This window comes from Mycoavidus sp. HKI (genome assembly GCF_020023735.2).
Classification (GTDB): domain Bacteria; phylum Pseudomonadota; class Gammaproteobacteria; order Burkholderiales; family Burkholderiaceae; genus Mycoavidus.
Map to the genome: position 1 here is coordinate 1,733,947 of NZ_CP076444.2, position 26,487 is coordinate 1,760,433.

A 26,487-nucleotide genomic window follows, 5' to 3' on the forward strand; every position below is an offset into this window, starting at 1 on the left:
AAATTTTTTGGCAAGAGAATCTCCTGAGAGTTTGTATTCATCGTCAATGCTAGAATTTTTTTCACGGGAAACTTCTTATAGAGAGCTTAGGCCACCAAAATTATCCAGGCGATTTGCTACGGCCCAATGACCCATCTACTCATCCTGAGCAAGTAAAGCAACCAGATAGCGATTTAACTGCTAGAGAAGAACATGAATGCCCTTAATCCAAGCCCGACTTAACTACTGGATACCCTGCCTGAAGCGCTTGGGTATCCGCTATCGACGCCCTTACAATATGTGGCATTCTTACGCCACGATGATGCTTATGGCTGGAATGACTCCCGCTTTTTGCGCTCGACAGCTTGGACACAGTATTGAAATGTTTTTGCACACCTACGCAAAGTGGCTAGACGGTGCACAAAACGACTTAGAAATGGCGCGGTTTGAATCGAGCCTTGGAGAGAATTTGCCCAAAATTTGTCCCAAAAAAAGCAGCTTAGGCTTCTACGCTACTGAAATATAAGGGAATTTTTGGCGGAGAGAGGGGGATTCGAACCCCCGATAGGCTATTAACCTATACACGCTTTCCAGGCGGGCGACTTAAACCACTCATCCATCTCTCCGGAAGCCGAGTATTATAGCAAAGATAAAGGCCAAAAAGCCGCTACAGATTTGTCCGCGATGATATTTATCTATGATAGATCCACAGCAAAATTCAATCGGCAATTATCAGAGGTACAATAACGCTTTCAGCTATGATGTTATTCTTCCTAGCTCTCATCTATTCGTTTCTTGCTCATTTTTACCCATGTCTGCTAAAGACCACTCGCCTAAGCTTCCCCAGAAGCCATCGCTAAAACCCTTGCCCGCGCTGATTTTTTTCAGTCGCTGGTTACAGGTCCCGTTGTATCTCGGGCTGATTGTGGCGCAAGGCGTTTACGTGTATCTCTTTTTGGTTGAGGTCTGGCACCTGCTTAGCCATACGCGCACTCTTAATGAGACCGCCGTTATGCTTGCCGTACTCAGCTTGATCGATGTCGTCATGATCTCAAATTTATTAATTATGGTGATCATTGGCGGCTACGAGACTTTTGTGTCTAAGCTCGGGCTTGAAAACCATCCGGATGAACCGGAATGGCTCGATCACGTTAATGCTGGTGTCTTAAAGGTGAAACTATCGATGGCGTTGATTAGCATTTCGTCAATTCATCTGCTTAAAACTTTTATTGATGCAGGCCAGCGCGACACACATATTGTTATGGCCCAAATCCTCATCCACCTTTCTTTCTTACTTTCAGCCGGGGTGATGGCTTGGGTGGATAGACTCATGTCACGCCCTCATTCGGATGTATCTCCGTCAAACGGCAGCCACCCACTTAAATAAAGGAGTCTCACTATGCAAGGTGATAAAAAAGTCATCGACTATCTGAATTCTCAGCTCAAAAATGAATTAACCGCAATCAATCAGTATTTTTTGCATGCCAGAATGTACAAACATTGGGGTTTAGATAAGCTGGGACAGCATGAATATCAAGAGTCGATTGGCGAAATGAAACATGCCGATCTACTCATCGAACGTATTTTCATGCTTGATGGACTGCCTAATTTGCAGGATCTGCACAAATTATTAATCGGCGAGGACACGCAAGAAATTTTACAGTGCGATTTGAAACTTGAATACATCTCTCAGACAACGTGTAAAGAGGCGATTGTTTACTGCGAATCCGTACGGGATTTTGCGTCGCGTGAGATTTTTGTGACGATCCTGAACGATACCGAGGAACATATCGACTGGCTCGAAACTCAACTTGAGCTGATCGGTAAGCTTGGTCTGCAAAACTATCTGCAAATTAGCATCAACCCAGCGGCAGGTTAACTCGTCAATCGCAGCGCGCATGGCAAGCGCGCTGCGATTAGCCTCTTTGCTTTTTGCCCAAAGCAAGACACTCTAACTTATGATGGAATCAGTCTCTAGCCGTGCCCGTGCACCCATTGGGGTATTTGATTCAGGGGTCGGCGGCTTGTCGGTGTTACGCGCAATTCATGCGGCACTACCAACGGAATCTTTGATTTATTGTGCCGACTCCTATCATGCCCCTTATGGTGGGCGTGATAGCGCATTCATTGTAGAGCGCACACTTGCCATCAGTGCTTGGCTCATTCAACAAGGGGTCAAGGCACTCGTCGTCGCCTGTAATACGGCAACGGCACAGGCCAACCACCTACTGCACCAGCAGTTCAGTATTCCAATCATCGGAGTCGAACCCGGCATTAAACCTGCCGCACAATATTCGAACTCACGAGTAGCTGGCGTGCTCGCGACGGCGAGTACCTTGCGCAGCGAAAAATTCCAGCGCTTAATCACGGCCTATGCGGCTGATTGCCGTTTTATCTGCCAAGCTGGCTCTGGACTGGTTGAGGCGATTGAGCGTGGCGATACAGATTCAACTGAAGTGATGGCTCTACTTAAAGCCTATCTCATGCCCATGCTCGCCGCTGGCGCCGATACGTTGGTGCTTGGCTCAACCCATTTCCCCTTTCTTGAGACAGCCATCCGGCAGATTGCTGGCGACCAGCTCAGGTTGGTCGAAACAGGTGACGCAATTGCCCGGCAACTCGCTCGACGGCTAGCGGCACAGCAGTTGTGCGCACCGGCTGATGCGCCAGCAACGCTGCGTTTGTGTTCGACTGCGAATGGCGCCCATTTACAGACTCTCGCCAGCCAATTCCTGAAAACTGACCAAATAGCTGAATACGTTATCATTCCTTCGGGCCCACTCAATGCTGCAAAGGTAGGGCGCTGAACCGCCCTGCTCTCCACTCTTGGGCTATAGAGGGCGGGTGCTAAGCCCTATACATTGCTCTTTTTTAACACTATAAAAATCGGCTTTCGATTTAGCTAAAAATCGAGCATTTGTATTTGACCGTGACAGTCACTTGCAAATTATTAAAACCTGAATGATAATGATTACTATTACGGATGCCTATTGTATCCGTACCCATCTGTTTCTATTGGGGCGATATCATGATCATCTGCGTGTGCAAGTCCGTTTCAGACCGCTCAATCCACTCCGCCATCCATGCGGGCGCGAATTCCCTAGAAGCATTGCAGTTTGAGTGCGGGGTGGCATTATGTTGCGGTAAATGCGAAAATGCTGTCTTTGATATTTTGGCCACCCACAATAGTGCAGGTGATACGGCTATACCGATCAGTTTTCATGAACGTGCAGCAGCATAAATTGAGAACATTATGGAACTGTGGATTGGCATGGCAACCGCGCTCTGTATCTCTTGGCTGATTTTCCATAAATGATACGCTCTGAAAGCGTGAACAGATAATCACTCGTGCAGGATTTGCTTGGTCAATTTGCGTCTCACTGCCGCCCTCTTCTGTGTTGTACTCGCCCTCCATATGGGGGTATTTCTCTTCTTCCTAAACACAGCTGGCCCGACACCCTCTCAATTAGTATTAGCGAGCACAATGGTAGTCGAATTACTCAGCCCCACGCCTATGCCAGTCATGCGGCTTGCCAAAGCCGCTGCAGCAACACGCGCAACCGCCAAACCAACGCAACCACCTGTCACGCCTAGTGCCAGCCCCCCGGTTGCTGAAACACGCTCGCCAGCCGCTTTGACTACGCGCACAACCGACCAAGGCGCGCCCCAAAGCATCTCTCAGCCTAACTGCTTGATTAACCCGCCAGCGTATCCCCCTCTATCTAGGCAACGCGAAGAAACCGGCACTGTATTAATTAGCATTATTATTGATACTCGTGGCAAAATTGAAAACGCCGTCATCAAGCAAAGCAGCCGCTTTAAACGCCTTGACCAGGCTGCCCGTGAGGCGGCCCTAGGTAGTTTATGCCGCCCCTGGCTCGAAAACGGCCAGCCGATACGTACAACGAGCGATATCCCCTTTATCTTTAAGTTCGAGGGTTAGTCTCTCAATATCTTGCTTGTCCCAAGTTGGGCAAGCATCCAATCCTAAAAGGAATCCGATGGAACACTATGGTTTAGCCCACATATGGAATCAGGGCGATCTGGTCACACAAGCGCTCATCTTAACGCTGGTTCTCATGTCCGCACTTTCGTGGACTGTGATCATTGCCAAAATCTGGCAACTCATTTGTTTGCGGCAGCTGACAAAAAATGCGGAGCAGACATTCTGGCATGCAGATAATATTGAGCACGGCGTCAAAAAACTAGGTAAACGAGCCGGCAATCCATTTCTTGCACTAGTGCTAGCAGGCCAAGAAGCTGCCAGCCACCATCAACAAAACCAGCCCTCCCTCCATCATCGTATGGATATTAGCGATTGGATCACGCGCTGCTTAAAAAACACTCTAGACGAAAGCCTGATACGCATGCAAAGCGGTCTTGCGCTGCTAGCGTCAATTGGTTCAACTGCGCCTTTTGTTGGCCTGTTTGGCACAGTATGGGGTATTTATCATGCGTTATTGGCCATTAGCGAGAACGGGCAAGCCTCAATCAATCAAGTTGCGGGACCCGTCGGTGAAGCGTTGATCATGACCGCCTTCGGCCTTTTTGTCGCTATTCCAGCAACGCTTGCTTACAATGCATTCACGCGCAGCAATAAAAGGATTGTGAGTAAACTCAATCGTTTCTGCCATGGCCTACATGCTTATTTTGTCACTGGCGCGCGTCTGCGCTCAAATAGACGCAGCGAGTTAAAAGCCGCTACCGCTAAAAGCGTGTCTTAGCCCTCTTATTACCCAGCATAAAGTACTTTTTTAGCAAAGCTTTTCAAGCTTAAACACCATAGACAAGAATGGCCGACAATCCTTTTATCAACGATAACGAAGATACACTGATGAGCGAAATTAACATGACGCCATTGGTTGACGTGATGCTTGTCTTATTGATTATTTTTCTGGTTACGCTACCGGTGATGCACCATGCTATCAAGCTCGATTTGCCACATGCCAGCAGCCAAACAACAGAGATTAAGCCCACGCAGATTAAATTAACGTTACAAGCGGATGGCACCATGCTTTTGGATCAACAAGCCGTCGATGACGCTACGCTACGGGCACACTTTTTAACCGCCGCAAAAGTCGAGCCGCAGCCAGAAGTTCATTTGTATGCGGATCGTGCTGTACGCTATGAACATATTGCTCATGTTATGTCAGCCGCGCAGTCAAGTGGTTTGGCAAAAATTGGCTTTATTACGCAACCGGAAGTGAGCCACTGATTATATGTGAGTTCTAGCCCACATCTCTCCCTTGGGCTGGGCGCACATTCATCTCGGACTCCTTCGACTCGCGCTCCTCGTCGGCAGCGACCACAGCAGGGCCCCCAGCACTGGGCTCCAAGTCAAGGCCATGCGACCACCCAGGCACATTGATGTAGTAGCGCACCGCTTTGCCGACGCCGTGGCTCCACAGTTGCCCACCCGCGACCATCTCCGAAAGGTCGCGTGTCGCCGTGGCCTTTGAGACGCCGGTCATCTTCATGTACTTGTCGACGTTCAAGCCGCCCAAGAAGCCACCGTCCCCGTCATCGAGCAGGCGCTGCAGCAGCTTGCGCTGCCGCTCATGAAGTCCACCGCCCTCGTGCTTCTCCCAAAAACGCCTCTTCTCGATTGCCTGGTCAATAGTGTGGCTCGCGGCATGACAGGCGGCCGTACATTGGCGCGCAAACCATTGCACCCACGCCGTGACATCGATGTCGCCACGCTGAGCTTGGTTAAGGGTATCGTAGTACGCCGAGCGCGAGGTTAGTAGCTGGCGCGAAAGGCTATAGAGGCGCACCGTTTGTCGCAAATGCTGCGCCATGGCCATGTCAGCGATGGCCCTCCCAATGCGGCCGTTACCGTCCTCAAACGGGTGGATGCTCTCGAACCACAGGTGCGCGATGGCGGCACGGGCGAAGCCTTCGATCTTCTTGCTGCCCGCCGGCACCGCCCAGGCCTGCGAAGGTGATGTCTCAGCAAACCACGTGAGGAAGCGCTGCATTTGCGCCGGCACGTCCTTGGATGGCGGCGCCTCGTAATGCACCACTTCACGGCCGAGCGGACCGCTCACGATCTGCATCGGGTCGTCATGATCGCGATAGCGACCGACGACGATGCGGTGAATGCCGGACGTGCCACCAGGAAACAGTGCCGATTGCCACCGGCACAAGCGATCCTCATCGAGAGGCATGTCAAACTCTGCCGTGGCATCGCTAATAACCTCAACAAGGCCATCAACATGGCGGTTGGAGGGTCCCGACGTTGAGAGCCCGAGTCGCCGCATCACGGATGACCGGACCACATTGAGCGACAAACGCTCTCCTTCTATGGCAGCGGTGGCCAGCACCTCATCCGATAGAGCATCCAGTGCAACTTGACTGGTACTTCCAAGGCCGATGGCCGTAGCCTTGCCTTCGACCACACCGTGTATCCGGTAGGCCTGCGCCAAGTCAGATGCGGTCATCTGCGCGTCGTAGGCGAGATCAGGCCATTCAGCCCGACGCCAGATCCAGGTGGATTTCGTGTTCATGAGCCGCAATCTACCATATTCGGCTCATATTGTGAGCCGCTTCCCCGGAATTGCGGCTCACGCAATCACCTGCAAACAACGGCATTGCATTCAACTCCAATCAGGAGAGTGTTTCATTGGGGTCCCTTTGATTTCGAGAGTGACCCAAACTGGGGGCTGACGTAATCAACTGATTTTTTGATTGTCGAGTGTGGTCCGGCTTTTCTGACGGCTGTTGGACGCTTTCAAAGCGCTTGCTTCCGCGGGCTCAGCCGTCAGCCCCCAGTTTGGGTCACTCTCTCTGGCCAGTTCCTCGCTATTTATCACTAAGGTGGAAACCCTGGCCGATCAATTAGAACAATGGGCAACGGATGAAAGAGGAGGGAGTGAATGAACGGGCCACTGGTATAGTACGTGTTGAAGCCGCAGAATATATCGTGTACCTCATATTCTGCGGTTCCAGTTTACAACTCCATTTAAGGCCGGCCCTTTCAGGGTGTTGCACACAGGAAGGTTTTTGAGCAGCAATTGCAGTTTAATTTATGATGTTTATTATTGAAATTGATTTATTTTTCACCTAATTTAGATGAGATTTCATTCAAGGCCTCTCAAATTCATACTGCAATTGCTTTAGTCCTCATTCTTTTTTGGATATTTCTCAAACACCCGGAAAGGGCTGCCATTTAAGGCAATGCTTTACGCGTCTTTACGTTACATATCGACAATCGACGTGAGATTTACCGATAAGCGGCTTAGGGTCAGTTTGATGACGATTAAATTACTTATCTTATTAATTGCAAAAAGTAATTTTCTCCATTAATTTAGAAATTTTAAATCGTATATGCAAGAGAAAAAATTAACTTCGAGTAAAATTAGTTTAGCGCCTTTGGTTATTGAGCAACTTTATAAGCAAGCTGCAAGTTATATCGATAACGCTCGCCAAACTGTTTATCGTGTCATCGATACACAAATGGTCAGCGCTTACTGGTGTATTGGCCGTGATATTGTGCAAGCAGAGCAAAATGGGCATGCGCGTGCTGAATATGGGAGCAATTTGTTGTCTGCACTTTCAGAGAAGCTTACAAAGAAATATGGCCGTGGATTCAGTATTTCTACTTTACGAGATACCCGCCAATTTTACTTGATTTATTTTGATCACATGCCAATTCACCACGCACTGCGTGGTGAATCAGAAAAGCAATTGAATTCTAGGCTGGGGTGGATCCATTACCGTGCGTTGATGAGATTGGATCGGCCTGAAGCACGGCAGTTTTATGAAATTGAAGCCGAAAAAAATCATTGGTCAGGTCGAGAACTTGAAAGGCAGATTGCGAGCTTATTGTTTGATCGGCTGGCTAGAAGCAAAGATAGAGATGGCATAATGAGACTAGCCTGTAAAGGTCAAGAAATTACTAAACCAGAAGATACTATAAAAGAGCCTATGGTTCTTGAATTTCTTAATCTACCAGAATCACATCGATTAGTTGAATCAGAACTCGAAGAAGCTTTAATAAATAATCTACAGCATTTTTTATTAGAATTAGGTAAAGGTTTTGCATTTGTAGCAAGGCAAAAGCGGCTCTCGCTGGATGGCGATCATTTTTATACAGATCTTGTCTTCTATCATGTCATTTTAAAATGTTACGTTATCATTGATCTTAAAATTAGAAAGCTATCACATGCTGATTTAGGCCAGATGCTGCTATATGTTAATTATTTTGACCGAGAAATAATTGAAAAAGACGATAACCCGACGATCGGACTGATACTCTGTACCGATAAAAGTGACGCAATGGTTCAATATACGCTTGGTGATAAGACTAAACAAATTTTTGCCAGTAAATACCAATTTCATTTGCCGACGGAAGAAGAGCTAGAAGCAGAGCTCAGACGAGAAATAAAAGAGATAAAGCAAAAATTAGATGGGTAGCGATTGTTCGAAAACCTTGGATCACAAAAAGAATGTCATCGCGCCTTCCCCAAGGCTGCTCGTTACTGCAGAAGTGATAGAAGAGAGTGATCCAAACTGGGGGCTGACGGCCGAGCCCGTGGAAGCAAGCGCTTTGAAAGCGTCCAACGGCCGTCAGAAAAGCCGAACCACACTCGACAATCAAAAAATCAGTTGATTACGTCAGCCCCCAGAATGAAACACTCTCTTTGATTCCGAGCCGACTCAGAATTCGGATTGCAAAGTACGCTAGTGCGTCGGGAGGCCAGCAAAGTGAGTAAGGGTGGGTAGGACTAACACTTTCGATGTAACGCGTAAAACCTTCTACAAGCGTTTTGTGTTCGTCACACCTTCTGAGGTACGTGTTTGCCAGCTAAAATCTCCGCTTCGACTTTAGCGGCCCATGCTTGGGCCTGCGCTTTCGTATCAATTTTTAAGGAAAACGCAAAGAATATTCGTTTTTGTTCTTATATGTCAAAAAGCTTGATGGTGCCCAAGAGAGGACTCGAACCTCCACGGAGTTACCCGCTAGTACCTGAAACTAGTGCGTCTACCAATTCCGCCACCTGGGCCATGCTTAGCTTCCAGCAAGGGCGCTATTATAGCCAATTATTTTGCATTTCGCCTAGCATATTGTGCTTACTTTATCACTCAACGGGCCAATATTACGCCCTGATAAAAAGCTTGTTACCGACTAAACGGCAAGAGCATTTCAATTTTATGCCCAAGGGCGGGTTAAAATACGCGGTTTCCGGCAGAATCCGCTTAAGTAGTCTTTTGATCGCCCGTCATCTATGTCAAATAAAAAAACTTCGTGCTTTGAACTACGCAATAGCTCCTTTGATACGCTACTTTTTACTGTTAAAACAGCTGATCTTGAGGTTTTACACCAAGCATTAAAACGCCGCTTCGAAGTCGCGCCAGAGTTTTTTGCGAATGATATTGTGGTGATCGATGTACGCCCTCTGCATACTGGCGAAACGATAGACATTGATGCTCTGGCTGCGATGTTGCGTAAAGTACGCATGTATCCCGTTGGCATTGCGGCTCATGAGGCACAACGTACCTGGGCGCAACGCAGTGGTCTGCCGTTCGTTGAAGTAGGCGTTGAGCGGATTGCGCCACAACCCGCGGCGCCTGTCACCAGCCCTGTAGCACCACCGCCAATACCCAAGATAGAGGCGCACATTGAAGACTATAAATCAGCACTGGTCATCGACAAACCGCTCCGCTCCGGCCAGCAAGTCTATGCAAAAGGGGATTTGATTGTGCTTGGTGTCGTGAGCTATGGTGCTGAAGTCATTGCCGAGGGTCATATTCATATTTATGCCCCGCTGCGTGGACGAGCGCTCGCTGGCGCACAGGGTAATCTCAATGCGCGTATTTTTTGTACCTGCCTTGAGCCTGAGTTACTTTCAATTGCGGGTATTTATCGTACAACCGAAACACCCCTACCGGCGCATGTGCAAGGCAAACCTGTGCAAGTCAGCCTCTTAAATGAAAAATTAGTGATCGAACCCCTCAAATTAACTTAATAAATTGATTTAATCCAGGTAACATAATCATTTTTTAAATTACTTTGATTTTTAAATAAATTGATGTACCCAAGGACTTAGCCAGATGGCGAAAATTATTGTAATTACTTCAGGCAAAGGCGGCGTGGGCAAGACAACCACCAGCGCAAGTTTTGCCGCAGGTCTAGCTTTGCACGGTCACAAAACAGCGGTGATTGATTTTGATGTTGGTTTACGCAACCTTGATTTAATCATGGGCTGTGAGCGACGCGTCGTCTATGATTTAATTAATGTGATTCAAGGCGAAGCTAAACTTAACCAAGCTTTGATCAAAGATAAGAAATGCAGTAATCTTTTTATTATGCCTGCGTCGCAAACACGGGACAAAGATGCATTGACCCTAGAAGGGGTTGGCAAAGTCATCCAAGAGCTGGTGGATATGGGCTTTACCTATATCGTTTGCGATTCACCTGCCGGGATTGAGTCAGGCGCGCTGATGGCGATGTATTATGCAGATGAGGCGGTGATTGTGACTAACCCAGAAGTCTCATCGGTGCGGGATTCAGATCGTATTCTTGGTATTTTAGCTTCAAAAACGAAACGCGCAATTGAAGGCCAAGAGCCGATTAAAGAACATCTGTTAATTACCCGCTACAATCCAAAGCGTGTCAATGAAGGTGAAATGTTATCTATCACAGATATCCAAGAAATCTTACGGATTGAATTGATCGGTGTGGTACCCGAGTCAGACGCCGTATTGCATGCGTCAAATCAAGGCCTGCCGGCAATTCACTTAGACACCACCGATGTCGCTGAAGCCTATAAAGATGTGATCTCGCGCTTTCTTGGTGAAACCAAACCGATGCGGTTTACTGAGTATCAAAAACCCGGCTTACTACAACGCCTTTTCGGCAATAAATAAGGTAAGGATATGTCAATACTTTCTTTTTTGCTTGGCGAGAATAAAAAAACTGCAACGCTTGCCAAAGAGCGCCTGCAATTGATTATTGCGCACGAACGCACAAACAATACCCCCGCCAATTATCTGCCAGCGCTACAGCGTGAACTGCTTGCGGTGATTTCAAAGTATGTGAAAATCGCTCACGAGGACATCAAAGTTAAGCTTGAACAACAAGATAATCTAGAGGTCCTGGAAGTCAAAATCGAAATCCCGCAAACCTAAGACACCAGCATTTCCTTGGATTAAAGGAAGTGCTGGCCCAGCCACCAAGCTAGCGCCGCCATGGTGGCGGAAGCTGGAATGGTCAAGATCCAAGCCCAAACAATATTGCCAGCAACCCCCCAACGCACAGCAGCCAGCTTCTGTGTCGCGCCAACGCCAACGATAGCACCGGTAATGGTATGCGTGGTTGACACAGGAATGCCTAGCCAAGAAGCTAAAAAGAGCGACACCGCTCCGCCAAATTCAGCGCAAAAGCCGCCAACTGGTTTTAATTTGGTAATTTTTTGCCCCATTGTCCGCACGATCCGCCAGCCGCCAAACAGCGTACCCAGGCCAATCGCCAAATAGCAGGCGGCAATCACCCATATTGGGGGGGCATCGATAGTCGCTGAAGTATAGCCCGTTGCCAGCAAGAGCATCCAGATAATGCCGATGGTCTTTTGCGCATCATTACCACCATGCCCAAGGCTATATAGGCCCGCCGAGATTAATTGATAACGCCGGAAACGCCGATCAACCTTGCTAGGTGTCGTGCGCAAGTAAAGCCAAGAAACCCCCAGCATCAACAGCGACCCTAAAAAGAAGCCGAGCAGCGGTGAAATAAAAATAAAAGCGATGGTTTTACATAAACCGTCGATATTTAACGAGCCAGGACCCGCTTTAGCTAACGCTGAGCCGACCAACCCGCCAATCAGGGCATGCGATGAGCTGGACGGAATACCATAATACCAAGTGATAATATTCCAGCCGATGGCACCTATTAGCGCACCAAAGACAACATAATGGTCAATAATCGATGGATCGATCGTGCCACGGCCGACCGTTGACGCCACCTTTAGATGAAAAATAAAATACGCAATGACATTAAATGAAGCGGCAAATATAACTGCATGATGCGGCTTAAGGACGCCCGTAGAAACGACGGTGGCAATCGAATTGGCCGCGTCGTGAAAGCCATTCATGAAGTCGAAGATTAATGCAATCGCCACTAAAAAGATGACGGCCCATAATCCCAAGTGAATCGATGACATTAAGGTTTCCTGAAATAAGCCGGTGCTAAGCGTTTTCTAGCACGATGCCTTCGATAATGTTGGCAACATCTTCACATTTATCGGTGACTTCCTCTAGCAACTCGAGAATCGCTTTGTGCTTGATCAACGACTTAACGTCGTCTTCTTCTCGAAATAGCTTAGAAATGGCTGAGCGCAATAAGCCGTCAGCCTCAGTTTCTAAGCGGTCAATGGTGGTGCAAATGGTTAAAATTGCGCTCGCGCTTTTCATGTCTTTGAGTAAAGCAACCGCTTGCGCCACTTGTTCGCAACCGCTTGCGCAAATCTGGGCCAGCTGGCCTGCCTCAGGCGTCAGAGACTGTACATCGTAGAGCCAGACTGCCGTCGCGACATCCTCCATTAAATCAAGGATGTCATCCATGGTCGTGATGAGTTTGTGGATTTCATCACGGTCAAATGGCGTAATGAAGGTCTTATGCAATAGGTCAATGGTTTCGTGCGTCAGTTTATCGGCCTGATTTTCTTTGAGCTGCACATTTTTTTTGTGAATTTCAGCTTCATCCAGCTTACTCACCAAAAGCACTAGATCATGGCTGGCGTCTACCAGGCATTTTGCATGCGCATTAAAAATTTCAAAGAACTTACCCTCTTTGGGCATAAAGCGACTGAACATGTCAATCCTTGAACAATGGTCTATTGGCTATTGATGCGAGAGCCATGCAAATATACAGCGGCTCTAACTTATAAAGTGCGCTATTGTACCTGTGCCAGCCGATTTATCGTGCATAGCAACAAATTATTTAGCTAACGGTATGGGGACGATGTGATTAGTCGTTATACATTTGCTGGCCCGCGAAGTTGTCGAATTTTGTATATTGACCCAGAAAGGTCAGCCTTACCACACCGATTGGCCCATTACGCTGCTTACCGATAATAATTTCGGCCGTGCCTTTATCTTGGCTATCAGGGTTATAAACTTCATCACGGTAGATAAAGAAAATAACATCGGCATCTTGTTCAATTGCGCCGGATTCACGCAGATCAGACATCACCGGGCGCTTATTGGGCCGCTGTTCAAGTCCGCGGTTAAGCTGCGAGAGGGCGATGACCGGCACATTAAGTTCTTTGGCCAAGCTCTTCAGCGAGCGTGAAATTTCGGAAATTTCAGTGGCGCGATTCTCACCGGAAGAAGCCGATGACATCAACTGTAAATAATCGATAATAATTAAACCTAGCTGTCCGCATTGACGTGACAGACGCCGCGCACGAGCGCGTAATTCAAGCGGATTCAGTGCGCTTTGCTCATCAACAAAAATCTGCGCATCACTCATTTTTTGCATCGCATGAGTCAGTTTCGGCCAGTCTTCATCCGACAGCTTGCCGGTGCGTAGCCGATGCGCATCAAGCCGCCCAACTGAGCCCAACATCCGCATCGCCAGTTGCGTGCCAGGCATTTCCATTGAAAATACGGCAATCGGCAAGCCATATTCAACCGCAACATATTCGCCGATATTCATGGCCAACGAGGTCTTACCCATGGACGGGCGCCCCGCAATGATGACTAGCTCGCCCCCATGTAAGCCAGAAGTCATTCGATCAAGGTCAACAAAACCGGTGGGTGTACCCGTAACATCGGTTGAATTTTCTTGATGGTATAGCGTATCGATACGCTCAACCACTTGCGACAGCAAAGGTTTAATTTCAATAAACCCTTGCACGCCACGCGCGCCTTCTTCGGCAATCGCAAATACTTTTGATTCAGCCTCGTCGAGCAGCTGGCGCACCTCTTTGCCTTGCGGATTAAAGGCATCACCTGAAATCTCATCAGCCACGGTCACCAGTTTACGCAGCACCGCGCGATCCCGCACGATTTCTGCGTAGCGACGGATATTAGCAGCGCTAGGCGTATTTTGGGCCAGAGCATTCAAATAGGCCAGCCCGCCTACTTCTTCCGCCTTACCGGATGAAGTCAGTGACTCAAACACCGTAATCACATCGGCTGGACGCACCGCCGTAATCAATTTAACGATATGCTGGAAAATCAGCCGGTGGTCATAGCGATAAAAATTGCTTTCTTGTAAAAAGTCGGCAATTCTGTCCCATGCGCTATTGTCGAGCAAAAGCCCGCCCAATACCGATTGTTCGGCCTCGATTGAATGAGGTGGGACTTTGAGAGCAGTGAGCTGCGGATCTGTATTAACGATATTCATGGCGCTTGAGATGAGCGTCTATTATAAGTAATTCAGACCATCCCACCTAATTTTTAAATACTTTTTTTATAATGTAAAAAAAACGGAAGCCAGTTGACCCAGCTTCCGTTTTTTTATCTTAGCGCCACTGCGCGGATTGGCTTACCGTTTAAACGTGCTCGCCAAGGACCGATACAGTAACCGTCACTAGAACATCCGTATGGAGTGAAACCTGCACCGTATGATCCCCGACCGTTTTGAGCGGTCCTTCGGGCAAGCGTAGCTGAACTTTTTCAATGTCAAAGCCCTGCGCTTTCAGTACATTAGCGATATCGTTGTTAGTGACAGAGCCAAACAAACGCCCATCCACGCCCGACTTTTGCGAGATTTGCACGGTCGAACCGGCAAGCTTTTCGCCTATCTGTTGCGCCGCCAGCAATTTTTCCGCAGCCGCTTTTTCAAGCTCAGCACGGCGTGTTTCAAACTCTTGTATGGCCTCGTCTGTCGCGCGGCGTGCTTTTTTTTGCGGCAGCAAAAAATTACGCGCATATCCTTTAGCGACTTTAACGATGTCTCCAAGATTGCCAAGCTTGTTGACTTTTTCCAATAAAATGACTTGCATTTTCATTTTGGCTTGCATGTGTAAGCTCCTTATATACTTTGCTAGATCAGGCGTTATGCAAATCAGTGTAAGGCAGCAACGCTAGAAAGCGTGCGCGCTTAATCGCCTGATCAAGTTGGCGCTGATAACGGGCTTGAGTGCCGGTCAAGCGAGCAGGCGTGATTTTGCCGTTTTCGCCAATAAAGTCCTTGAGTACTTCAAGATCTTTGTAATCGATTTTTTCCACTCCTGCCACCGTAAAGCGGCAGAACTTCTTACGCTTAAAAAGCGGGTTCTGTTGTGGACGGCGCTCAAATTTCTTCTTGCCAGTGAAACGTGCCATGTTAAATCCTTTGAATATCCTGCAATTCTGTAATATGAAATATCAATGTGCGAGCCTGACGGCGGCGCAGCGCCAAAAAGCCTGTGAAACGGAAGACTTGTCCCAGTGCGCAAGCGGCAATCGCACCGCTTACTTCACCTGCGCCAACGGCTGATATTGTTAAATCAACCTGGCGTGGCGTCCCCGCTTCACTCACTTGCGAACAATGCTGTAAAAGGCAATTCACCATCGGCACACCGGCCGGGGTATAGCGTACTGCCTCACGCTCAATCACAGATGCCTCAAGCACCAGCTGGTTCACTACTGAGTCCCTGCCTTACCGCACAGCCTCAACTGATATTTACGCTTCTTGTGCAACTTCTGCGGACGGTGCCGGTGCGGAAGAATGAGCTGTCTTCTTAGCCTCTTCGCGTTGCACTTCTTTCATCATTGGCGAAGGGGCCGTTTCAGCTTTCTTCGTTTTGATGGTCAAATGGCGCAGCACAGCATCGTTAAATTTAAATGCATGTTCCAGTTCAGCCAAGGTTTCGCCATCACATTCGATATTCATGCAAATGTAATGCGCTTTAGCGAGCTTGTTGATCATGTAAGCCAATTGACGCCGCCCCCAATCTTCAAGACGGTGGATCTGGCCGCCGCGAGCGGTAATCGTAGCCTTGTAGCGCTCGATCATAGCGGGGACTTGCTCGCTTTGATCAGGATGTACAATAAAAATAATTTCGTAATGTCGCATAGACATGCTTCCTTGTGGTTAATAGCCGCCCAGATAGAAAACCGGTGCGGCAAGGTAAAACCGAGCATTCTAGCCGGAAATCGCTCGTTGAGCAAATTTCCCTATTCAGGCCAGGCGCTAACAGCGCTCGCCCAAACTTGAGCTAAAATTTAATGAATTCCCTGGCTGTTTAAATACTCTTCGTAGCTACCGTGATAATCATGAATTGTCCCATCGCTACGCACTTCAATAATCCGGGTGGCTAGACCGCTGACAAACTCACGGTCATGCGAGACAAACACCAGCGTGCCGGCAAACCGCTCAAGTGCAATTTGGAGCGATTCAATCGATTCCATATCCATATGATTGGTTGGCTCGTCCATCAAGAGCACATTGTGTTTGCCAAGCATCAGGCTGCCCCAAATCAAGCGGCCCTTTTCTCCTCCGGAGAGCACGGTGACCGATTTTTTGACATCATCCCCAGAAAAAAGCAAACGGCCCAGCGTACTACGGATCACTTGATCGTCATCCCCTTCTTGCCCATAGCGCGACAGCCAGTCGGTGAGCGTCACCGGCGTCGGAAAGGCCGCCGATGCATCTTGCGGCATATAGCCTATATTCGCATGTTCAGCCCATTTAATGGTGCCCGCATCCAACTCTAAATCACCTAGCAAGGCGCGCAGCAAAGTCGTCTTACCGGCACCGTTTTCACCAATGATGGCAATTTTTTCGCCGGCTTGTACCGTAATATTAAAGCGCTCAAAAATCGTGCGCTCGTAAACTTTTCTCATCCCTTCGCCCGTTACCGCAAGGTTATGCAGTTTCTTATCGAACTCAAAACGAATAAACGGATTTTGCCGGGATGATGGCTTAATATCTTCGACCTTAATTTTCTCGATCTGCTTCATACGGCTGGTGGCTTGCCGTGCTTTCGATTTGTTCGCTGCAAAACGGCGCACAAAATCTTGCAACTCACCCACTCGCTCTTTCGCTTTTGCATTGGCCGCCAACTGCCGCTCACGGGCTTGCGTGGAAGCGAGCATATAGTCATCATAAGTGCCAGGATAGACTTTGAGCATGCCATAATCCATATCAGCCAGATGAGTGCAAACGGCATTTAAGAAATGGCGGTCATGCGAGATAATAACCATGGTTGAATTACGTTGATTCAAGGTATCTTCAAGCCAGCGAATCGTATTAATGTCAAGGTTGTTGGTCGGCTCATCAAGCAGCAAGACATCTGGATTTGAGAACAGTGCTTGCGCCAGTAGTACGCGCAGCTTCCAGCCTGGCGCCACAGCGCTCATCGGGCCTTCATGCTGGTCTACTGGAATGCCTACGCCAAGCAGCAGCTCACCGGCGCGCGCGCTGGCGGTGTAGCCATCATATTCGGCAAACTTAGCTTCCAGTTCAGCCGCGCGCATGTAATCATCATCGCTCGCCTCGGGATTAGCGTAAATCTCATCGCGCTCGGTCAAAGCTTGCCACATTTGCACATGACCCATCATCACGACATCGAGTACCCGCATCGACTCATAGCCAAACTGATCTTGCTTAAGTTTACCGAGCCGGGTGTTGGCGTCTAAGATAACATTGCCAGCTGAAGGCTCAAGATCGCCACCTAAGATTTTCATGAAGGTGGATTTGCCGCAACCGTTGGCGCCAATCAAACCATAACGATTGCCTTCGCCGAATTTAACGGAAATGTTTTCAAATAGGGGCTTCGCCCCGAACTGCATGGTGATATTAGCGGTCGACAGCACTGTACATGCCTTTTGTTAAAGAAAGTGCCTATTCTAACAGCCAACAGATATACGGAAAACCGCTTTCACAATAGATTGCCGACGCGCTGGCCGATTTGCGGCCAGGCTCGTTTCATGTAATAAAACATCGACCATAAGGTCAGCGCCGAAGCCAAATAGATCAACCACATACCCCAACTCTGAGTATCGATAACAATTTGATAGGCTGGCTCAGACCCCCACCCTATATTGAGCGGGCCATAAAACAATAGCATTGGAATCGCGATCATTTGGCACGCCGTTTTAACTTTGCCAAGCGAATTCACCGCAATGTGCTTTGATGCGCCGATCTGCGCCATCCATTCGCGCAGCGCGGAAATCGTAATTTCACGGCCAACAATCACCAGCGCAATCGCCGCGTTAAGCCGTGATAGCTGGACTAATACCAACAACGCAGCAGTCACCATCAACTTATCTGCAACCGGATCGAGAAACGCGCCAAAGGCAGAGGTTTGATTTAGTTTGCGAGCCAAAAAGCCGTCAAACCAGTCTGTAAGCGCCGCCAACACAAAAATCGTCGCCGCCACCAAATCTTTATCTCTAGGCGCCAGCATATGATCCGGTAAATAGAAAACCCCGACAATCAACGGAATGAGCACAATACGCAGCCAAGTTAGGCAAAGCGGTACATTAAATAGCATAAGACGCCTGCGGCAATGAAGAATAAAGTGGGATTGTGCCGGCTTGTAGCGCGCGGGACAAGTGTAATTGTATCGAGATACAGTTATGAGCAGGATCTAATATCTGGCTAACCTCCAAATACCCATTACTTTAATCGCGGCATTTCAATGCAACTGCCGGTAAATCTGCTCCGCCAGCGCGCGCGAAAGCCCCTCAACACTCGCCAACTCATCAATACTTGCATCACTCACTCCACGCATACTACCAAAGCGCGCGAGCAAGCGCTGACGGCGTTTCGCACCCACCCCTTCAAGCGTTTCAAGCTGCGAGCTTTGGCGCGTCTTCGCGCGTTTAGCGCGCATACCCGTGATCGCAAAACGGTGTGCTTCATCACGAATCTGCGCAATCAACATCAACGCAGCACTGTCTTTACCCAAGGCAACAGGAGAACGGCCATCAGCAAAAACCAGTGTTTCAAGCCCAACCTTGCGCCCTTCTCCTTTCGCCACGCCCACTAAAATCCCAATATCGAGCCCAAGTTCAACTAACACTTGGCGCGCCACTTCGATTTGCCCTTTACCGCCATCAACTAATATCAGATCGGGCAAGATACTGACCGGTGCTGATTGGGCGACCTCGTCATGGCTTGCAGTTGCATCTTGGGCCGCCGCCAATTCGTCACGCGCCCGGGCCGCTTGTGTCATGCGTTTCTCATAGCGGCGCGTCAATACTTGACGCATCGCCGCATAGTCGTCACCCGGCGTAATATCGGTAATGTTATAGCGTCGATATTGGGCAGACTGCATCTTATGCTGACAATAAACCACGCAAGAAGCCTGTGTCGCTTCGCCCATGGTATGGCTAATATCAAAGCATTCGATACGGAGTGCCGCTAAGTCTTCGCATTCGGGTAAAAGCGTTTGCGCGAGGGCGCGCGTACGCGCTTGTTGCGAACCTTGTTCTGCTAAAAGCTGGGCCAGCGCCAAGCGAGCATTGTGTTCCGCCATTGACAGCCAGATCCGCTTTTGGCTACGAGGTTGATAGACCACGCTCACCCGGTAACCGGCCTGTTGCGCAAAGAGGTCTATCAACTGACGGCTGACGTTCCCACCTCCGACGATTAAAGTAGGCGGCATTGTATGGTTTAAATAATACTGCCCAATAAACGCTTCGAGTATTTCTCTGGCGTAGGCGGCCGAAGTTGACTCAGCACCGGCCAGTTCGCTGTCAGCTGGCGGCATGTCCGCATCAGCCGCCGGTAAATCCAGCAACGCTAATGCGTTCTCAGTATGCGCAGGAAAATAAGCTTTGTCGCCCAAATGCCGGCCGCCGCGCACCATCGCGAGATTGACGCAAACACGCCCACCCTGTATCGCGATGGCCAGAATATCAGCGTTATTATCACTATCCGTCTCAACCGCCTGTTGCTGTAGCACACCCGCCAACGCACTAATTTGGTTACGCACCGCAGCCGCTTGTTCAAATTTGAGCTCAACAGCGAAATCATGCATTTTTTGCTCGAGTTCGCCCATGATCTCGCTTTGCTGACCCTGTAAAAAGCGCACTGCGTTTTGCGTATTGCGCCCATACTCGGCTTCACTAATTGCGCCTACGCAAGGCGCTGTGCACCGGCCAATTTGGTGTAATAAACAGGGGCGCGTGCGATTGCTAAAGACGGAATCTTCACAGGTACGCAACTGAAACACGCGCTGCAAAATCTGCATACTTTCGCGCACCGCACCGGCATTAGGGAATGGCCCAAAATATTGATGCTTTTTATCGATTGCACCGCGGTAATAGACCATACGCGGATAACGATGTCCGCTTAGCTTTAGATAAGGATAGGATTTGTCGTCGCGAAATAAAATGTTGTAACGTGGTGCGAGTGCTTTAATTAAGTTGTTTTCAAGCAGCAAGGCTTCGGCTTCAGAACGCGTCACGGTTGTCTCAAGACGCGCGATGCGCGCTACCATCAACTCAATGCGTGGCGACCGGCGTGCTTTAGTAAAATAGCTTGATACGCGTTTTTTAAGGTCGCGCGCTTTGCCAACATAGAGAACTTCACCTTGTGCATCGTAATAGCGATAAACACCGGGTAGATGCGGTAATTGCGCAAGTTGTTCAGTAAAATCAAAAATTGGAGCAATCGACATTTGATAAAATGAAAATGTTTATTTCAATAATTATAAATATAATCTTGTAGTTTATTACATACGGTTTTTTTCACAGTCATAATTCAACCAAAAGGCTTTACAGGCCTTAACATCTAGAATATAAAAACTCTAAATAAACCATTAGAAAAACTTATGAAAGTATTTCACCTAACAGTGCTATACTCAAAAATTACCTCGCGTCTAAAGCATGTAAGCCATCTTGTGTCAAAACAATAAGTTTTTCTAAATTATTTAATCAGATATAAAAAGATCAATGTTATGAAATTTATGAAACTTACCAGTATTATTGCATTGCAAGCACTCACCGCATGCGGTGGTGGCAGTGACGTAGAAGGTACTGGAACACCTTCACTCGCAACATCGACGCAGCGTCCTCATAGCGAGCAACAAACACAAGATGTAACTGAGCAGATGAATTCTACTCCTGTGGCGTCTCTTTATACTGAACAACAAGTAGATCATGTGAATGGGCAAGATGAACAGCAGGTGTGGAACTGTTACGTTAATAGGGTAAAACATACAGTCACTCAAAATGTGATGGATAGATTTAAAGACACAACATTACTTCTTACCTATCCGACCAATACTACTAAACAGCTTGCTTCTGCACTTGCCATAGGCCCTGATGCTGGACAGCAAACAAATCTTAGAGATGTCCAAGATAAACAGAGCCTACTTGAGCAGCAAGACACTCCCCTCACTCCTAGTAAAATTTACCGTGAACCAATCACACCTCCTGATGAGGGGCAACCAACCAAGCATACGGACATCCAATATATACAAGACTTTTATCCTGAACCAATCACTCCTCCTGGTGAGGGGCAACAAACTAAGCATACGGGCAACCAGCATAAATGGGGGGGAGGCGAAAGCACAGGTAATCAGGCTGTTATTTCAACGCCTCCCCGTACACCTAGCTTTTCTGATCAGAGCTATTCCTTGGATATAGACAGCGAAGAGCCACAAGATCTAGATCAACAACAAGATTCTCGTATCTACACGAATAATAATATAACTACAATCAATACAGACAATGCCTATGACACAAAAGCTCCTATAGAAAGAAAAATTTCTGACAATCTGGACAAAGCGACCATTATTGTAACGCGTGAGCAAAAGCCACCACAAATATCTGTACAAGAATTATTTTATGGAGAATCTAACCACCCCAATTTCCAAGATGCAGAAATTTTATTCCTCTTCGACGCTAATAACCATATTGCAGCCATATTGGGAAAAGATGATGAAAATAATTGGTATGGAATATCAAATTATTTTTCAGAAAAAATAATTAAACTACAAGTAGATCATAAAAATTGGCTAGGCCAGAATATTGTAAATAAGAAAGAAACAAAAATTATTTACTTTACTCAAAGTCAACTTGACCGCATAGAACCCATTACAATGGACGAACTCACCGAGAGTTTAGAATCCCTTCCTGCACAAGCCGATCTATCTATCATGGATGCTTTTGATCAACTTCCTTCTGGTTCTATTTTCGTTGAACAATCCAGTACTGAAGATGAAGCCAAATGGGTAAGATCATTTATAGAAAATATATTTTTCTCTAACAATTTTCTGACTAATGATCGCGTTGATAATCTAATAAAAACCGTCATACAATCTCGTGCAAAAAGACAAATTAGTGATGACACCGAATCATTTATTAAGGAGGCACTCAGCTCCATAAAAAATTGCGCTCCTAATGATGAATATTACAAAGCAATGGTAAATAATAGAAGAACCATCTTATACAAAAGCTTTGACATGATAAAGAAGAAGGATAAAAATACACTTAAAATCAATCCAATCATTTATCATGAAATAGTTAGTTTTTATGGAAACCCTTATCTATCCTATAGCCCTGAAAAGGAAGGTTCATTTATTGAAGTAGCGAGTAACAATAAAATAAAGAGAGCCATTACAAATGATGAGGATTTTGTAATTATTAACAAATAACACAGTGTAGAAATTATTTTCTGCCAATATTTAATTGTTAAAATATTATTTATGACAAACAAGCATATTGAGTGAGATAATGAGCGTTTGTATAGGGCATTGCCCTCTCTACTCATCAACCCATGCCAAGCTGCGACATCTTCTGCACCGTCATCGATAATTTCGGTGACATCGGTACAAGCTGGCGCCTAGCGCGCCAGCTTGCAGCCGAACACGGCTGGCACGTGCGATTATGGGTTGATAAGCTTGAAGCTTTTGCCCATTTATGTCCCACCATCGACCCTCATGCCTACAAACAACAGGTTGGCGATATCATCGTCGAACAATGGTCAACGGACAGCGATATAAAGATCAATATCGAAGCTGCCGACATTGTGATCGAGGCATTCGGCTGCAATCCGCCACCGGCTTACATTGCCGCTATGGCTAAACGTGCGGCCTATCAGCACGCCCCCGTTTGGATTAATCTTGAATATTTAAGCAACGAATCATGGGTTGCAGATTTCCATTTAAAATCCTCGCTCCATCCCCGTTACCCGTTACTTAAAACGTTCTTCTTTCCTGGTCTCATTGCAGGCTCAGGGGGCGTCTTGCAAGAGCGCACTCTATTGGCCTCACAACGGGCTTTTTTGTCAGCGCCTAACGCACGTATTGCACACTGTGCTTCGCTGGGAATACCTCCTGCGGCGGCTCAAGCTACGCTAATTTCACTTTTTTCTTATGAAAATGCAAATTTGGAGGCATTACTGAGTGCCTGGTGCAATAGCGCTACTCCGATCACCTGTATTGTGCCGGCAGGGATTATCTCAGCCGCCGTTGCATGCTTTTTCGGTATGCCAAAGCTGACAGCAGGCATGGTAGCCGCACGCGGGCATTTAACTGTATACGGGATTCCTTTTGTTGAACAAGATCGCTATGACCTTCTACTTTGGATCTGCGATCTTAATTTTGTGCGCGGCGAAGATTCATTTGTGCGCGCCCAATTGGCGCAAAAGCCCTTTGTATGGCAAATCTACCCGCAGCCAGATAATGCACATTACGTTAAACTTGAGGCAACCCTTGCGGCCTATGCGTTCGCTCTGCCAGACGAGGCGCGCCTAGCACTGAGTAGCTTCTGGCGGAAGTGGAATAACACTTCTGCCGCGCCTTTAGCGCTTGACTGGAATCATTTCTGGCAACCTCGCAACAGATTCGCAAACCATGCAATTAACTGGGCGCAAACACTTGCCAAACTGGGCGACCTCGCCGGTAACCTAGCGCAATTTTGCGAATCTCAGTTAAAATAGGCAGATTACTTTTTACAACTCATAAATATATATAACGTATCTTGCCTGGCCGCGCTTTTTGCGCGCCACGGTGATATGTGATTTATTTGCACAGGACCTTTATGAAACTCGCCCAAGAACTCCGCGCCGGCAATGTTGTGATGATCGGCACCGATCCAATGGTGGTACAAAAAGCTGAATACAATAAATCCGGCCGGAGTTCAGCTGTGGTCAAAATGAAATTGAGCAACTTGCTGACAGGCGCAGGCATGGAGTCTGTTTATAAAGCAGACGATAAATTTGAAGATATTGTACTTGACCGCAAGGAAGTGACGTATTCGTATTTTGCTGATCCGATGTATGTTTTTATGGATGCTGACTATAATCAATATGAGGTCGAGCAAGTCAACTTAGGCGATGCGTTGCATTACCTTGAGGCAGAGATGAATTGCGATGTGGTTTTCTATAATGGCAAAGCGCTGTCAGTGATACTGCCGACGATCTTAGTGCGCGAAATTGTCTATACTGAACCTGCAATTAAAGGCGATACGTCATCGGGTAAGGTTATGAAAAATGCCAAGCTGTCCACAGGTATGGAGCTTCAAGTGCCACTTTTCTGTAGTATTGGAGATAAAATTGAAATAGACACGCGCACACATGAGTATCGTAGCCGTGCCTAAGGGTGTTTTATTTTTCTAAAAGCAAACTAAACGTTAGGGGTTCATATGAAAAAGCAATTTGTTTTCTTGTTTTACGCCTTATTAACCGCTACGACTTTATTTAGCTTTACAGGAAAAAGTATTGCCGCCGATCCTACCCCGATTGCGCTGCCGAAGGATTTGCCCGCCGATTTGAAACTGCCCGATAACGAAATTGTCTTTTTGAAATTACATGCCGAAGGAATGCAAAACTATATCTGCCGAGAAGGCCAGGGGTGGATTTTCACTGAGCCGGTCGCTACTTTATATGATGATAAAAAAGTAGCCGTCGGCCGTCATTCTATAGGCCCAAGCTGGGTCAGCACCGTGGATGACAGCTGGGCGATTGGCCAGGCAGTCAAATCCTTCGAGCCGAAGAATAAAAATAATATTCCTTGGCGTTTGTTCACGGCCAAAGATCATCGCGGAACCGGCGTTTTTTCAGATGTAACCAGCATCTTGCAAGTTAAAACGCAGGGTGGCAAGGTCCCCCCTTCTAAGCCATGCAGCACAGTGGCTCATTTCAATAGAACATTTCCTGCGCAATACAAAGCAACCTATTATTTTTCAAAGCGCAAGCTCGACTAATAATGCTTTTGCCGCAAGATATTGCGGATGTTGTTCAAGTTCATGCCAAGGTATTGGCTCGCCACGAGCGGCAAGGCGCTTAATCCGGCTCGCTGAGGTGGCAGAAGGCGTGTAGCGCAATTCAGCCAGGACGCGCTCCGCCTCCTGCGGCAGGTTGCAAACAAGCACCATATCGCAACCTGCATCCAGTGCGACTTGGGCGCTTTCGACAAAGTTGCCGATTGTCCGCGCGCCTTCCATGGATAAATCATCGCTCAAAATAGCGCCGGTAAAACCGAGTTGTTCACGTAATATGTTTTGTAGCCAGATTTTTGAGAAGCCGGCAGGCCGCGCATCGACTGCCGGGTAAACAATATGCGCCGGCATGACAGCCGCCAGCGACACGTCTAACCAACGGTAAGGCTGCGCATCTTGCAAGAGAACGTCAAGTGTGCGGGTATCCACTGCCATTGCATAATGTGAATCGGCCTCAACAAAGCCGTGACCCGGAAAATGTTTGCCACAATTTGCCAGGCCTGCAAGCGCCAGGCCATGGCTTAAGCTTTTGGCGAGTAAGGTGATGACGCGCGGATCGTGATGAAAAGCGCGATTGCCAATCACCTTCGACTGCCCATAATCGAGATCCAGGATCGGCGTGAAGCTGAAATCAATATGACTTGCACGCAACTCTAAAGCCAATATATAGCCGACCGCAGTCGCCGCGCGGGTAGCGAGTAATACGTCTTGCTCCCATAGTTGGCCCAAACCGCGCATTGCCGGTAAGTGCGTAAAGCCATCGGTTTTGAAACGTTGGACTCGCCCGCCTTCATGGTCAACCGTGATCAGTAAATCATTACGCACCTCGCGAATCTGCTCAGTCAATGCGAGCAACTGCGCTCGACTTTGAAAATTGCGGGCAAATAGGATAATGCCCCCGGTTAACGGATGTACGAGCCGGCGGATTTCTTCTTCAGTCAGCTCAGTACCCGCAACGTCCAACATCACCGGCCCGAGCGTATTAGCAGATAGATTAGGCATTGGTTTTATCCTGTTCGGCAACCACGAAGGCGAGCGCATAATCGCGCTCGTCGCTTAGGGTTACATGGGCATGAATGCGCTGTGTAGTCAGCCAATCAGCCAGCGCCCCAAGTGCCACCACAACCGGCCGGCCACTGGGTTCATTTAGGGTTTGCAGCGCACGCCAGGTCATCGGCCAATGCATGCCAAGTCCGATGGCTTTTGAGAAGGCTTCTTTAGCTGCAAAGCGTGTGGCCAAAAAAGCCAAGCCGCGCGCGGCAGAACGTGCGGCGCGGGCATGATATTTTGCCAGCTCATCGGGACCGAGTACTTTGTCTGCAAAACGGCCGCCAGTGCGCTCCATCACACCTGCGACTCGGTCTATACTAATCATGTCAGTACCAATCCCATAGATCATCT

General features: G+C 47.8%; 29 protein-coding genes, 2 tRNA genes and 1 pseudogene. 17 read left to right on the forward strand and 15 right to left on the reverse strand.

Annotated elements, in window-relative coordinates; translation table 11 throughout:
- Positions 1 to 220: 220 nt before the first annotated feature.
- Positions 221 to 505 (forward strand): annotated as a pseudogene (locus KMZ15_RS06715) (integrase); the annotation flags it as partial.
- A 9-nt stretch (positions 506 to 514) separates the two neighbouring features.
- Here the strand turns inward: KMZ15_RS06715 and KMZ15_RS06720 are convergent.
- A tRNA-Ser gene (locus KMZ15_RS06720) sits at positions 515 to 605 on the reverse strand.
- A gap of 185 nt (positions 606 to 790) precedes the next feature.
- Here KMZ15_RS06720 and KMZ15_RS06725 point away from each other — a divergent pair.
- The 7 genes from KMZ15_RS06725 to KMZ15_RS06755 all read left to right on the forward strand — a co-directional run bounded on the left by KMZ15_RS06725 (position 791) and on the right by KMZ15_RS06755 (position 5,194).
- On the forward strand, positions 791 to 1,366 hold the full coding sequence (locus tag KMZ15_RS06725) for a TIGR00645 family protein (protein WP_223691902.1): 576 nt from the start codon (positions 791 to 793) through the stop codon (positions 1,364 to 1,366).
- 12 nt (positions 1,367 to 1,378) lie between these two features.
- On the forward strand, positions 1,379 to 1,858 hold the full coding sequence (bfr, locus tag KMZ15_RS06730) for a bacterioferritin (RefSeq protein ID WP_223691904.1): 480 nt from the start codon (positions 1,379 to 1,381) through the stop codon (positions 1,856 to 1,858).
- Between the two features lie 79 nt (positions 1,859 to 1,937).
- Complete coding sequence (gene murI / locus KMZ15_RS06735) at positions 1,938 to 2,786, forward strand: glutamate racemase (RefSeq protein ID WP_223691906.1); 849 nt, start codon at positions 1,938 to 1,940, stop codon at positions 2,784 to 2,786.
- 221 nt (positions 2,787 to 3,007) lie between these two features.
- Positions 3,008 to 3,220, forward strand: a complete 213-nt coding sequence (locus KMZ15_RS06740; protein ID WP_308710644.1) for a (2Fe-2S)-binding protein — start codon at positions 3,008 to 3,010, stop codon at positions 3,218 to 3,220.
- A 243-nt stretch (positions 3,221 to 3,463) separates the two neighbouring features.
- Positions 3,464 to 3,922 carry an energy transducer TonB gene (locus KMZ15_RS06745; RefSeq protein WP_223691908.1) on the forward strand — a complete coding sequence of 153 codons (459 nt, stop codon included), beginning with the start codon at positions 3,464 to 3,466 and terminating at the stop codon, positions 3,920 to 3,922.
- A 58-nt stretch (positions 3,923 to 3,980) separates the two neighbouring features.
- Entirely contained in the window at positions 3,981 to 4,703 is a 723-nt protein-coding gene (locus KMZ15_RS06750; RefSeq protein WP_223691911.1) for a MotA/TolQ/ExbB proton channel family protein, read from the forward strand.
- A gap of 68 nt (positions 4,704 to 4,771) precedes the next feature.
- Positions 4,772 to 5,194: a biopolymer transporter ExbD gene (locus KMZ15_RS06755; RefSeq protein WP_223691912.1), complete on the forward strand. Its 423-nt coding sequence runs from the start codon at positions 4,772 to 4,774 to the stop codon at positions 5,192 to 5,194.
- Positions 5,195 to 5,207: 13 nt separating this feature from the next.
- On the opposite strand, the gene KMZ15_RS06760 is transcribed toward KMZ15_RS06755, so the two are convergent.
- Positions 5,208 to 6,485, reverse strand: a complete 1,278-nt coding sequence (locus KMZ15_RS06760) for a Fic family protein (RefSeq protein WP_223691913.1) — start codon at positions 6,483 to 6,485, stop codon at positions 5,208 to 5,210.
- An 820-nt stretch (positions 6,486 to 7,305) separates the two neighbouring features.
- Here KMZ15_RS06760 and KMZ15_RS06765 point away from each other — a divergent pair.
- Both KMZ15_RS06765 and KMZ15_RS06770 read left to right on the forward strand, forming a co-directional pair.
- Positions 7,306 to 8,394 (forward strand): YhcG family protein, encoded by a 1,089-nt coding sequence (locus KMZ15_RS06765; protein WP_223691917.1) that lies wholly within the window; start codon positions 7,306 to 7,308, stop codon positions 8,392 to 8,394.
- Positions 8,387 to 8,590, forward strand: coding sequence for a hypothetical protein (locus tag KMZ15_RS06770; RefSeq protein ID WP_223691920.1), 204 nt, complete (start codon positions 8,387 to 8,389; stop codon positions 8,588 to 8,590). Before KMZ15_RS06765 ends, KMZ15_RS06770 begins: the two co-directional genes overlap by 8 nt.
- A 309-nt stretch (positions 8,591 to 8,899) precedes the next feature.
- Here KMZ15_RS06770 and KMZ15_RS06775 read toward each other — a convergent pair.
- Positions 8,900 to 8,984, reverse strand: a tRNA-Leu gene (locus KMZ15_RS06775).
- 222 nt (positions 8,985 to 9,206) lie between these two features.
- Between KMZ15_RS06775 and minC the strand changes: the two genes are divergently transcribed.
- The 3 genes from minC (at position 9,207) to minE (ending at position 11,109) form a co-directional block, all read left to right on the forward strand.
- Complete coding sequence (minC, locus tag KMZ15_RS06780; protein ID WP_223691922.1) at positions 9,207 to 9,947, forward strand: septum site-determining protein MinC; 741 nt, start codon at positions 9,207 to 9,209, stop codon at positions 9,945 to 9,947.
- Between the two features lie 85 nt (positions 9,948 to 10,032).
- The gene (minD, locus tag KMZ15_RS06785; protein ID WP_223691924.1) at positions 10,033 to 10,848 is read left to right on the forward strand and encodes a septum site-determining protein MinD; all 816 of its coding nucleotides are present in this window, start codon (positions 10,033 to 10,035) and stop codon (positions 10,846 to 10,848) included.
- 9 nt (positions 10,849 to 10,857) lie between these two features.
- Positions 10,858 to 11,109, forward strand: a complete 252-nt coding sequence (gene minE, locus KMZ15_RS06790; RefSeq protein WP_223691926.1) for a cell division topological specificity factor MinE — start codon at positions 10,858 to 10,860, stop codon at positions 11,107 to 11,109.
- A 20-nt stretch (positions 11,110 to 11,129) separates the two neighbouring features.
- Here the strand turns inward: minE and KMZ15_RS06795 are convergent, their stop codons facing one another.
- The 10 genes from KMZ15_RS06795 to uvrC all read right to left on the reverse strand — a co-directional run bounded on the left by KMZ15_RS06795 (position 11,130) and on the right by uvrC (position 20,540).
- Positions 11,130 to 12,140: an inorganic phosphate transporter gene (locus KMZ15_RS06795; protein ID WP_223691928.1), complete on the reverse strand. Its 1,011-nt coding sequence runs from the start codon at positions 12,138 to 12,140 to the stop codon at positions 11,130 to 11,132.
- Positions 12,141 to 12,165: 25 nt separating this feature from the next.
- Positions 12,166 to 12,792 carry a DUF47 domain-containing protein gene (locus tag KMZ15_RS06800; RefSeq protein ID WP_223691930.1) on the reverse strand — a complete coding sequence of 209 codons (627 nt, stop codon included), beginning with the start codon at positions 12,790 to 12,792 and terminating at the stop codon, positions 12,166 to 12,168.
- 154 nt (positions 12,793 to 12,946) lie between these two features.
- Positions 12,947 to 14,329 carry a replicative DNA helicase gene (locus tag KMZ15_RS06805; protein WP_223691932.1) on the reverse strand — a complete coding sequence of 461 codons (1,383 nt, stop codon included), beginning with the start codon at positions 14,327 to 14,329 and terminating at the stop codon, positions 12,947 to 12,949.
- Positions 14,330 to 14,477: 148 nt separating this feature from the next.
- Positions 14,478 to 14,930, reverse strand: a complete 453-nt coding sequence (gene rplI / locus KMZ15_RS06810) for a 50S ribosomal protein L9 (protein ID WP_223694765.1) — start codon at positions 14,928 to 14,930, stop codon at positions 14,478 to 14,480.
- Positions 14,931 to 14,976: 46 nt separating this feature from the next.
- The gene (rpsR, locus tag KMZ15_RS06815; RefSeq protein ID WP_223691934.1) at positions 14,977 to 15,252 is read right to left on the reverse strand and encodes a 30S ribosomal protein S18; all 276 of its coding nucleotides are present in this window, start codon (positions 15,250 to 15,252) and stop codon (positions 14,977 to 14,979) included.
- A gap of 1 nt (position 15,253) precedes the next feature.
- Complete coding sequence (priB, locus tag KMZ15_RS06820) at positions 15,254 to 15,553, reverse strand: primosomal replication protein N (RefSeq protein ID WP_223691942.1); 300 nt, start codon at positions 15,551 to 15,553, stop codon at positions 15,254 to 15,256.
- A gap of 39 nt (positions 15,554 to 15,592) precedes the next feature.
- The gene (rpsF, locus tag KMZ15_RS06825; protein WP_223691944.1) at positions 15,593 to 15,985 is read right to left on the reverse strand and encodes a 30S ribosomal protein S6; all 393 of its coding nucleotides are present in this window, start codon (positions 15,983 to 15,985) and stop codon (positions 15,593 to 15,595) included.
- A 149-nt stretch (positions 15,986 to 16,134) separates the two neighbouring features.
- Entirely contained in the window at positions 16,135 to 17,727 is a 1,593-nt protein-coding gene (locus KMZ15_RS06830; protein ID WP_223691946.1) for an ABC-F family ATPase, read from the reverse strand.
- 65 nt (positions 17,728 to 17,792) lie between these two features.
- Positions 17,793 to 18,407: a CDP-diacylglycerol--glycerol-3-phosphate 3-phosphatidyltransferase gene (pgsA, locus tag KMZ15_RS06835; protein WP_223691949.1), complete on the reverse strand. Its 615-nt coding sequence runs from the start codon at positions 18,405 to 18,407 to the stop codon at positions 17,793 to 17,795.
- Positions 18,408 to 18,551: 144 nt separating this feature from the next.
- Entirely contained in the window at positions 18,552 to 20,540 is a 1,989-nt protein-coding gene (uvrC, locus tag KMZ15_RS06840; RefSeq protein ID WP_223691952.1) for an excinuclease ABC subunit UvrC, read from the reverse strand.
- A 279-nt stretch (positions 20,541 to 20,819) separates the two neighbouring features.
- On the opposite strand from uvrC, the gene KMZ15_RS06845 reads away from it, so the two are divergent.
- From KMZ15_RS06845 to KMZ15_RS06860, 4 genes are all read left to right on the forward strand, one after another.
- Complete coding sequence (locus KMZ15_RS06845; RefSeq protein ID WP_223691954.1) at positions 20,820 to 22,520, forward strand: hypothetical protein; 1,701 nt, start codon at positions 20,820 to 20,822, stop codon at positions 22,518 to 22,520.
- Between the two features lie 122 nt (positions 22,521 to 22,642).
- Positions 22,643 to 23,806, forward strand: a complete 1,164-nt coding sequence (gene earP / locus KMZ15_RS06850) for an elongation factor P maturation arginine rhamnosyltransferase EarP (protein WP_223691963.1) — start codon at positions 22,643 to 22,645, stop codon at positions 23,804 to 23,806.
- A 101-nt stretch (positions 23,807 to 23,907) separates the two neighbouring features.
- Positions 23,908 to 24,465, forward strand: a complete 558-nt coding sequence (gene efp / locus KMZ15_RS06855; RefSeq protein WP_223691966.1) for an elongation factor P — start codon at positions 23,908 to 23,910, stop codon at positions 24,463 to 24,465.
- Between the two features lie 45 nt (positions 24,466 to 24,510).
- Positions 24,511 to 25,071: a DUF3455 domain-containing protein gene (locus tag KMZ15_RS06860; RefSeq protein ID WP_223691967.1), complete on the forward strand. Its 561-nt coding sequence runs from the start codon at positions 24,511 to 24,513 to the stop codon at positions 25,069 to 25,071.
- Here KMZ15_RS06860 and nagZ read toward each other — a convergent pair.
- Both nagZ and acpS read right to left on the reverse strand, forming a co-directional pair.
- Positions 25,051 to 26,088 carry a beta-N-acetylhexosaminidase gene (gene nagZ / locus KMZ15_RS06865; RefSeq protein WP_223691968.1) on the reverse strand — a complete coding sequence of 346 codons (1,038 nt, stop codon included), beginning with the start codon at positions 26,086 to 26,088 and terminating at the stop codon, positions 25,051 to 25,053. The two genes, KMZ15_RS06860 and nagZ, sit on opposite strands and share 21 nt — an antisense overlap.
- On the reverse strand, positions 26,081 to 26,485 hold the full coding sequence (gene acpS, locus KMZ15_RS06870; RefSeq protein WP_223691969.1) for a holo-ACP synthase: 405 nt from the start codon (positions 26,483 to 26,485) through the stop codon (positions 26,081 to 26,083). The genes nagZ and acpS overlap by 8 nt, the downstream gene beginning before the upstream one ends.
- Between the last annotated feature and the right edge of the window lie 2 nt (positions 26,486 to 26,487).

Excerpts from the sequence above, each read along its gene's own strand:
- KMZ15_RS06725 (WP_223691902.1), top strand. The coding sequence starts at position 791 with ATGTCTGCTAAAGACCACTCGCCTAAGCTTCCCCAGAAGCCATCGCTA.
- bfr (WP_223691904.1), top strand. The coding sequence starts at position 1,379 with ATGCAAGGTGATAAAAAAGTCATCGACTATCTGAATTCTCAGCTCAAA.
- murI (WP_223691906.1), top strand. The coding sequence starts at position 1,938 with ATGATGGAATCAGTCTCTAGCCGTGCCCGTGCACCCATTGGGGTATTT.
- KMZ15_RS06740 (WP_308710644.1), top strand. The coding sequence starts at position 3,008 with ATGATCATCTGCGTGTGCAAGTCCGTTTCAGACCGCTCAATCCACTCC.
- KMZ15_RS06745 (WP_223691908.1), top strand. The coding sequence starts at position 3,464 with ATGGTAGTCGAATTACTCAGCCCCACGCCTATGCCAGTCATGCGGCTT.
- KMZ15_RS06750 (WP_223691911.1), top strand. The coding sequence starts at position 3,981 with ATGGAACACTATGGTTTAGCCCACATATGGAATCAGGGCGATCTGGTC.
- KMZ15_RS06755 (WP_223691912.1), top strand. The coding sequence starts at position 4,772 with ATGGCCGACAATCCTTTTATCAACGATAACGAAGATACACTGATGAGC.
- KMZ15_RS06760 (WP_223691913.1), bottom strand. The coding sequence starts at position 6,485 with ATGAACACGAAATCCACCTGGATCTGGCGTCGGGCTGAATGGCCTGAT.
- KMZ15_RS06765 (WP_223691917.1), top strand. The coding sequence starts at position 7,306 with ATGCAAGAGAAAAAATTAACTTCGAGTAAAATTAGTTTAGCGCCTTTG.
- KMZ15_RS06770 (WP_223691920.1), top strand. The coding sequence starts at position 8,387 with ATGGGTAGCGATTGTTCGAAAACCTTGGATCACAAAAAGAATGTCATC.
- minC (WP_223691922.1), top strand. The coding sequence starts at position 9,207 with ATGTCAAATAAAAAAACTTCGTGCTTTGAACTACGCAATAGCTCCTTT.
- minD (WP_223691924.1), top strand. The coding sequence starts at position 10,033 with ATGGCGAAAATTATTGTAATTACTTCAGGCAAAGGCGGCGTGGGCAAG.
- minE (WP_223691926.1), top strand. The coding sequence starts at position 10,858 with ATGTCAATACTTTCTTTTTTGCTTGGCGAGAATAAAAAAACTGCAACG.
- KMZ15_RS06795 (WP_223691928.1), bottom strand. The coding sequence starts at position 12,140 with ATGTCATCGATTCACTTGGGATTATGGGCCGTCATCTTTTTAGTGGCG.
- KMZ15_RS06800 (WP_223691930.1), bottom strand. The coding sequence starts at position 12,792 with ATGTTCAGTCGCTTTATGCCCAAAGAGGGTAAGTTCTTTGAAATTTTT.
- KMZ15_RS06805 (WP_223691932.1), bottom strand. The coding sequence starts at position 14,329 with ATGAATATCGTTAATACAGATCCGCAGCTCACTGCTCTCAAAGTCCCA.
- rplI (WP_223694765.1), bottom strand. The coding sequence starts at position 14,930 with ATGCAAGTCATTTTATTGGAAAAAGTCAACAAGCTTGGCAATCTTGGA.
- rpsR (WP_223691934.1), bottom strand. The coding sequence starts at position 15,252 with ATGGCACGTTTCACTGGCAAGAAGAAATTTGAGCGCCGTCCACAACAG.
- rpsF (WP_223691944.1), bottom strand. The coding sequence starts at position 15,985 with ATGCGACATTACGAAATTATTTTTATTGTACATCCTGATCAAAGCGAG.
- pgsA (WP_223691949.1), bottom strand. The coding sequence starts at position 18,407 with ATGCTATTTAATGTACCGCTTTGCCTAACTTGGCTGCGTATTGTGCTC.
- uvrC (WP_223691952.1), bottom strand. The coding sequence starts at position 20,540 with ATGTCGATTGCTCCAATTTTTGATTTTACTGAACAACTTGCGCAATTA.
- KMZ15_RS06845 (WP_223691954.1), top strand. The coding sequence starts at position 20,820 with ATGAAATTTATGAAACTTACCAGTATTATTGCATTGCAAGCACTCACC.
- earP (WP_223691963.1), top strand. The coding sequence starts at position 22,643 with ATGCCAAGCTGCGACATCTTCTGCACCGTCATCGATAATTTCGGTGAC.
- efp (WP_223691966.1), top strand. The coding sequence starts at position 23,908 with ATGAAACTCGCCCAAGAACTCCGCGCCGGCAATGTTGTGATGATCGGC.
- KMZ15_RS06860 (WP_223691967.1), top strand. The coding sequence starts at position 24,511 with ATGAAAAAGCAATTTGTTTTCTTGTTTTACGCCTTATTAACCGCTACG.
- nagZ (WP_223691968.1), bottom strand. The coding sequence starts at position 26,088 with ATGCCTAATCTATCTGCTAATACGCTCGGGCCGGTGATGTTGGACGTT.
- acpS (WP_223691969.1), bottom strand. The coding sequence starts at position 26,485 with ATGATCTATGGGATTGGTACTGACATGATTAGTATAGACCGAGTCGCA.